Origin of the sequence: Mycobacterium sp. (assembly GCF_035603715.1) — a bacterium.
Taxonomy (GTDB): Bacteria; Actinomycetota; Actinomycetes; order Mycobacteriales; family Mycobacteriaceae; genus Mycobacterium.
Genome location: NZ_DATNJW010000486.1, coordinates 1 through 6,389 on the forward strand (window position 1 = coordinate 1; position 6,389 = coordinate 6,389).

General features: G+C 67.7%; 7 protein-coding genes and 2 pseudogenes. 5 read left to right on the forward strand and 4 right to left on the reverse strand.

The window, feature by feature from the left end:
- Together serC and sepH are read left to right on the forward strand one after the other, a co-directional pair.
- The coding region (serC, locus tag VN856_RS20245) for a phosphoserine transaminase (protein ID WP_325692262.1) at positions 1-945 on the forward strand (945 nt) is incomplete at its 5' end.
- Between the two features lie 125 nt (positions 946-1,070).
- Complete coding sequence (gene sepH / locus VN856_RS20250; protein WP_325692264.1) at positions 1,071-1,841, forward strand: septation protein SepH; 771 nt, start codon at positions 1,071-1,073, stop codon at positions 1,839-1,841.
- Here the strand turns inward: sepH and VN856_RS20255 are convergent.
- The 3 genes from VN856_RS20255 to VN856_RS20265 are packed head-to-tail and all read right to left on the reverse strand — an operon-like array spanning position 1,838 to position 3,383.
- Complete coding sequence (locus VN856_RS20255; protein WP_325692266.1) at positions 1,838-2,104, reverse strand: DUF2537 domain-containing protein; 267 nt, start codon at positions 2,102-2,104, stop codon at positions 1,838-1,840. The genes sepH and VN856_RS20255 overlap by 4 nt on opposite strands.
- On the reverse strand, positions 2,104-2,955 hold the full coding sequence (locus tag VN856_RS20260; RefSeq protein ID WP_325692268.1) for an RNA methyltransferase: 852 nt from the start codon (positions 2,953-2,955) through the stop codon (positions 2,104-2,106). Before VN856_RS20260 ends, VN856_RS20255 begins: the two co-directional genes overlap by 1 nt.
- The gene (locus VN856_RS20265; RefSeq protein WP_325692270.1) at positions 2,952-3,383 is read right to left on the reverse strand and encodes a MarR family transcriptional regulator; all 432 of its coding nucleotides are present in this window, start codon (positions 3,381-3,383) and stop codon (positions 2,952-2,954) included. The genes VN856_RS20260 and VN856_RS20265 overlap by 4 nt, the downstream gene beginning before the upstream one ends.
- Before the next feature lie 79 nt (positions 3,384-3,462).
- On the opposite strand from VN856_RS20265, the gene VN856_RS20270 reads away from it, so the two are divergent.
- Together VN856_RS20270 and VN856_RS20275 are read left to right on the forward strand one after the other, a co-directional pair.
- Positions 3,463-3,735: a DUF2530 domain-containing protein gene (locus VN856_RS20270; protein WP_325692272.1), complete on the forward strand. Its 273-nt coding sequence runs from the start codon at positions 3,463-3,465 to the stop codon at positions 3,733-3,735.
- A gap of 11 nt (positions 3,736-3,746) precedes the next feature.
- Entirely contained in the window at positions 3,747-4,202 is a 456-nt protein-coding gene (locus tag VN856_RS20275) for an SRPBCC family protein (RefSeq protein ID WP_325692274.1), read from the forward strand.
- A 215-nt stretch (positions 4,203-4,417) separates the two neighbouring features.
- On the opposite strand, the pseudogene VN856_RS20280 reads toward VN856_RS20275, so the two are convergent.
- Positions 4,418-5,218, reverse strand: a pseudogene (locus VN856_RS20280) (DUF3027 domain-containing protein); the annotation flags it as partial.
- 88 nt (positions 5,219-5,306) lie between these two features.
- Here VN856_RS20280 and VN856_RS20285 point away from each other — a divergent pair.
- Positions 5,307-6,389: pseudogene (locus tag VN856_RS20285) on the forward strand (MFS transporter); the annotation flags it as partial.

The window sequence follows — 6,389 nt, forward strand, 5'->3', positions numbered from 1 at the left end:
AGCGGGCTGCGCGAGTTCTTCTCGCTGCCCGACGGCTATGAGGTGGTGCTGGGCAATGGCGGGGCGACGGCGTTCTGGGACGCCGCGGCGTTCGGGTTGATCGACAAGCGGTCTCTGCACCTGAGCTACGGCGAATTCAGCTCCAAATTCGCGTCGTCGGTGGCCAAGAACCCGTTCATCGGCGACCCGATCATCGTCAAGGCCGATCCGGGCAGCGCACCCGAGCCGCACGGCGATCCCTCCGTCGACGTGATTGCCTGGGCGCACAACGAGACCTCGACAGGTGTCGCGGTGCCTGTCGCGCGGCCGCGCGACGCCGGCGATGCGCTGATCGTCATCGACGCCACGTCCGGCGCCGGCGGTCTGCCGGTCGACATCTCGGAAACCGACGCCTACTACTTCGCGCCGCAGAAGAACTTCGCCAGCGATGGCGGCCTGTGGCTGGCGGTCCTGAGCCCGGCGGCGCTGAGCCGGATCGAGGCCATCGCCGAGTCGAACCGTTGGGTGCCCGACTTCCTGTCGCTGCCGATCGCGGTGGACAACAGCCTCAAGAACCAGACCTACAACACCCCGGCGATTGCGACGCTGGTGCTGCTGGCCGAGCAGCTCGACTGGCTGTTGGGCAACGGCGGACTGGACTGGGCGGTCAAGCGCACCGCCGACTCCTCGGGGCGGCTGTACACCTGGGCGCAGGACCGCCCGTACACGACGCCGTTCGTCGCCGACCCGAAGCTGCGTTCCCAAGTTGTGGGCACCATCGACTTCAACGACGACGTCGACGCCGCGGCAGTGGCGAAGGTATTGCGGGCCAACGGCATCGTCGATGTGGAGCCCTACCGCAAACTCGGACGCAACCAGCTGCGGGTCGCGATGTTCCCCGCCGTCGAGCCTGACGACGTCAGCGCGCTCATCGAATGCATCGACTGGGTCGTCGAGCGGCTCTAGCAAGCACATCGAAAAACCCCCAGGTATCACCGCGTGTCGAGCCCGGCTGCGGCGCGCGCCTGGGTTAGAGTTCGCCCTTGACAGGCCTGGCGTGCTGGTCTGCGAGGAGCCTGCGAGGAGACACCATGCGGGAACTCAAGATCGTCGGACTCGATGTCGGCGGCAAACACATCATCTGCGAGGGTGACGACCCCGCGGACAAGTTCAAGATCCGCGTCGACGACCGATTGCGTGCGGCGGTGCGCGGCGACGGGGCCCGGGTGAATCAAACCCATATCGACATCGAGGTCAACAGCATGTTGCGTCCCAAGGAGATTCAGTCCCGCATCCGGGCGGGTGCTTCGGTCGAGCAGCTTGCTGAGTCTGCGGGGGTGGATATCGCACGGGTTGAGCGGTTCGCCCACCCGGTATTGCTGGAGCGCGCCCGTGCCGCCGAGTTGGCAACTGCCGCCCATCCGGTGCTCACCGACGGGCCGTCGGTGCTGACGCTGTTGGAAACGGTCACCTCGTCGCTGATGGCGCGCGGCCTGAACCCGGACAGCGCAACCTGGGACGCTTGGCGCAACGAGGACGGCCGCTGGACTGTCCAGCTGGGCTGGAAGGCCGGTCGCTCGGACAACCTCGCGCATTTCCGGTTCTGCCCGGGCTCGCACGGCGGGACCGTCACCGCGGTGGATGATCCGGCCAGTGAGCTGATCGATCCGAACTTCGACCGTCCGCTGCTGCGGCCGGTTGCGCCGGTCGCCCAACTCGACTTCGACGAGCCGGCACCCGCGCCCGTCGAGACCCCGGCCGCAGAACATAAGGCCGAGCCGACCCGCAGCCGCCGCACCAAGCCGGCCGTGCCGGCATGGGAAGACGTGCTGCTGGGGGTTCGCTCCAGCGGGCAGCGTTAAAGGGCCATCGCTACTAGCGCCAGCCACGCACCCGTCACGCCCACTCCTGCCCCTAGCACCAGCCAGCGCAGCACCGGCGTGTGCCGCCACCCCCACAGGGTCGGCGCCAGGCCGCCGGCCGCAACGACATTCAGTCCGACGGCCAGCAACGGGTGCACCCGGATCAGGCCGAGGCTCAGCACCACGACAGCTACCGCGGTGGCCGCGGCGACGACCCCGGCGACGGTCAAACCCGTTGCCCAGGGCGTGGATTCGTCGGCCATCAGCCGAGCCTAGCCCGCTCGTAGAACGCCAGCGCGGCCGCAGTGGCGACATTGAGCGAGTCGGTGCCGCGCGACATCGGGATGCGCACCCGCAGATCGCTCGCTTTCATCGCGGCGTAACTCAGGCCGGGCCCTTCGGCGCCGACCAGGATCGCGACCCGTTCCTCACGCACCGTCGTCATCGCCGCCGGAAGCGTGGTGGAGCTGGATTCCGGGGTCATTGCCAGCAGCCGAAACCCGCGCTCCTGCAGCGCCTTCAAGTCGTTCGGCCAGTCCGCTGCGCGGGCAAACGGCACCAGCAGGGCGTGCCCCATCGAGACGCGCACCGCACGCCGGTACAGCGGATCGGCGCAGCCGCTGCCGAACACGACGGCGTCGACGTCGAGCCCGGCCGCGTTGCGGAAGATCGAGCCCAGGTTTTCGTGATCGTTGACTCCCTCGAGCACGGCCACGGTTTTGGCGCCGTCGATCACGTCTGCGACAGTGCGCTCGGGTGCCCGGCGTGCCGCGGCAAGCACCCCGCGGTTGAGGTGAAAGCCGACCGCCTGCGCCATCACCTCCGCTGAAACGCGGTAGTACGGAGCGGCGTTGCCGGCCAGATCCGCCCTGAGTTCGGCGAGTCGACGGTCGGTGCCGAGAAACGCCAGCGGCACAAACGGCGATGCCAGCATCCGCTGCACGACGAGCACACCCTCGGCGATAACCAGACCCTTGCCGCTGGGCAGGTCCGGCCTTCGGTCGATGCTGTTCAGATCGCGGAAGTTGTCCAGCCGCGCATCGCCGGGATCTTCGATATCGCAGACGACCACACCGTCACTGTCAGGGGTGTAGTCAAAATTGTTGTCGGTCAAGGGCTTTCGTCGACCAGTGCCAAGATGAGGTCGGCCGCCACGCGCAGGGTATCGCGTTCCGGCACTCCTAAGGTCTCCAGTCGTTGCGTGAGCCACTCTTGACTGGCCCGACGCTCGGCCTCCATCAGCTCCGCACCGGCTTCGGATACCGATACCAGCACCTGGCGGCCGTCGTCGGGATGTGCGACGCGGTCCACGAAACCCATTTCGGCCAGCGAGGCGATCACCCGCGTCATGGACGGCGGGCGAACCCGTTCCCGAATCGCCAGCGCACCCGGCGTCATCGGGCCAAAGTTGGCCAACGTCGCCAGCGCCGACAGCTGCGACAGCGACACCGGGGACTGCGGGCGACGAAACCGCAGCTGCCGAGAAAGCCGCATCACCGCCAACGACAAGTCGCTGGCCAACCGGCTATCGCCATCGATCACAGCGCGAACGTTACGACAGAACGCGGGAACGTTAACCACGAATCACCGAGACGGGACGCCACAAGCTATCTTGATCTCGATGTCCGACGAGCCTGGCAAGAGCATTGAGCCGCCGCCGCTACCCGCTTTGCTGCTGGACCCGTGGCCGATCATCGCCATCGGCGCCCTGGCCTGGCTGGTGGCCACGGTGGTCGTATTCCTCACCCCCACCCTGGCTACCTCACGACCGCTGTGCGTTGCCGGACTCGGGGTGGGGGTCCTGGGTACCTCGATTTTCTTGTGGCAGCGGGCTGCTGCCCGCCGGGGCGCGCGTGGCGCTCAAACCGGACTGACAACACAGCCCACGAAGTAGGAGGTTTGGTCATGGTGGCGCCGCTCTTGCAAGCCCAAATCGATATCAAGGCACCCGCATCGACGGTCTGGGCGCTCGTCAGTGATTTCCGCCGGATGCCGCAGTGGAGTCCGCAGTGCCGCTTGATGAGGCCATTGGGTCCCGTGCGTCCAGGCACCCGCACGCTCAATCTCAACCGTCGCAACCTCTTGTTCTGGCCGACGACATCTACTGTCATCCAAGTGGTTCCGGAGCAGAAGCTGGCGTTCCGGGTCAACATGAACAACACCGTCTGGAGCTACGAACTGCAGCCGATCCCCGAAGGCACGAGGGTGATCGAGAGCCGGCACGCCGAGAACGGCGTCAAGCCGGTATCCGGCATGGCCGTCAACACGTTGATGGGCGGGACGGCGAACTTCGAGCGGGAACTCGTCGACGGTATGAACGCTTCGCTGGCGAAGATCAAAGCTGCGGCCGAGAACAGCTAGCTCGGCTCCGCCGGTGGCTCGCTCGGCTCCGCGGGTGGCTCGGTCGGCTCCGCGGGGGTCTCAATGACTTCCGCTACGGTCTCGCTGACTTCCTCCGGTGCCTCCGTCGGCTCCGCGAGGGTCTCGGTCGGCTCCGCAGAGACCTCGCTGGCTTCCGCCGGTGCCACGGTCGGCTCCGCAGATACCTCGCTGATTTCCGCCGGTGCCTCAGTAAGCTCCGCGGGGGCCTCGCTGACGTCGAGCACGCCGTCGTCATAGGGGTCGTATATCGGCGAACCGCTACCCGCGGGCGCGGGGGTGTCGGAGTGCGCGCCGCAGCCGTATTCGAAATCGACGATGGATCCGTCGGCCGACATCTCGTTGCCGCAGACCCCGAACATCGCCCCGAGCGAACCGGCGAGCGGCAGGAGGAACCCGCAATCGCGGCAGACGCGCTTGGTGGACTGTGCCATCTGCGCGCGGGGGCCGTGGTCGCCGTCGCGCCAGCGCTGCGCCGCCTCAGCCCGGCCCCAGGCGCTCATCACCGTGCGTCGTCCCAACCCGATCTCGGCAGCGGTCTCGTCGACCTGCGGGTCACCGGAGGACATGTAACCGGGCACCAGCCGCAAGTCGTCCGCCGGCGGCGCCAACAGGTCGCCGGGGCTCAGATCGCCGGGCCGGACCCGTTGATCCCAGGGCACCCACTGCGGGGCCAGCAACGACTCGGGCCCGGGTACCAGCACCACCTCGCTGATCGTCGCGTGGTCGGCACCGGGATAACTGGCCACCACGACCGCCCATTGCCAGCCCTGATAGCCGGGCAGGTGGGCGAGGAAACGGTGGGTGGCGCTAGTGGGATCTTCGTAGCCAACGCCGAGGTAGTCACCTACCGTGTCGTCGCCGCTGTGCTCGATGATGGCGGTCCGCGCCAGCTCGACAGCACCAGTCAGGACCGTCGCCAATTCGGGCGACCACTCCGTCGTGGTCGCCGTAGCCGCCTGCGCGGTCGGTCCCGTCGCGTCATCCGTTGTTTCCATGAACCTCTGATTCTGCCGCACCGTTGCGACTCACGGCCACACCGGTCGCTTGCGCACGACCACGGCCACCATGGGTGAGAATCGATGTATGTCTGGACGGCGCCGTGAGCACCCGGGTTCGGCTCCCGGCCGGCGTGGTCGGACCGGCCCGACGGCCGAGCATCCCGGCATGGCCAACTACCCGGCCGGCGAGCCGGATCACCGCCGGTCGCAACGCCCGCCGCCGATGCCCAGCTCCAATCGGTACCTGCCGCCGCTTAGTCGCGAACCGGGCACCGAACCTCGTCGCGAGCCGCCTCGCGCCGGTTCAGGCAGCGGTGAGCGGGTCACCGTCACTCGTGCCGCAGCCCAGCGCAGCCGCGAGATGGGTTCGCGGATGTACTCGATGGTGCATAGGGCCGCTACCGCCGACGGCGCCGACAAATCCGGGCTGACGGCGCTGACCTGGCCGGTGGTGGCCAACTTCGCGACCGACGCCGCGATGGCCGTCGCCCTGGCGAACACGCTGTTCTTCGCCGCAGCCACCGGGGAAAGCAAAGGCAAGGTCGCGCTCTACCTGCTGATCACCATCGCGCCGTTCGCGGTGATCGCGCCGCTGATCGGGCCGGCACTCGACCGGTTGCAGCACGGACGCCGCGTCGCGTTGGCAACGTCGTTCGCGCTGAGGACCGTTCTGGCGGTGGTGCTGATCGACAGCTATGACGCCGCCACCGGCGGCTTCCCGTCATGGGTGCTCTACCCCTGCGCGCTGGCCATGATGGTGCTGTCGAAATCGTTCAGCGTGCTGCGCAGCGCCGTGACACCGCGGGTGATGCCGCCGTCGATCGACCTGGTCCGGGTGAATTCCCGGTTGACCATGTTCGGACTGCTGGGCGGCACAATCGTCGGTGGCGGCATCGCCGGCGGAATCGAATACGGCTGCGACCGTTTGTTCCAGTTGCCCGGAGCGTTGTTCGTCGTTATCACCGTCACCGTGGCCGGCGCGTGGCTGTCCATGCGGATTCCGCGCTGGGTCGAGGTGACCACGGGCGAAGTCCCTGCGACCTTGAGCTACCGCCAGGGCCCGGGCCGCCGCAACTGGCCCGACGAGGTGCGGCGGGCAAGTGGTGCACTTCGACAACCGTTGGGCCGCAACATCATCACAGCGCTCTGGGGCAACTGCACGATCAAG

Coding starts and splice junctions, on each gene's coding strand:
- sepH (WP_325692264.1), top strand. CDS start 1,071: ATGCGGGAACTCAAGATCGTCGGACTCGATGTCGGCGGCAAACACATC.
- VN856_RS20255 (WP_325692266.1), bottom strand. CDS start 2,104: ATGGCCGACGAATCCACGCCCTGGGCAACGGGTTTGACCGTCGCCGGG.
- VN856_RS20270 (WP_325692272.1), top strand. CDS start 3,463: ATGTCCGACGAGCCTGGCAAGAGCATTGAGCCGCCGCCGCTACCCGCT.
- VN856_RS20275 (WP_325692274.1), top strand. CDS start 3,747: ATGGTGGCGCCGCTCTTGCAAGCCCAAATCGATATCAAGGCACCCGCA.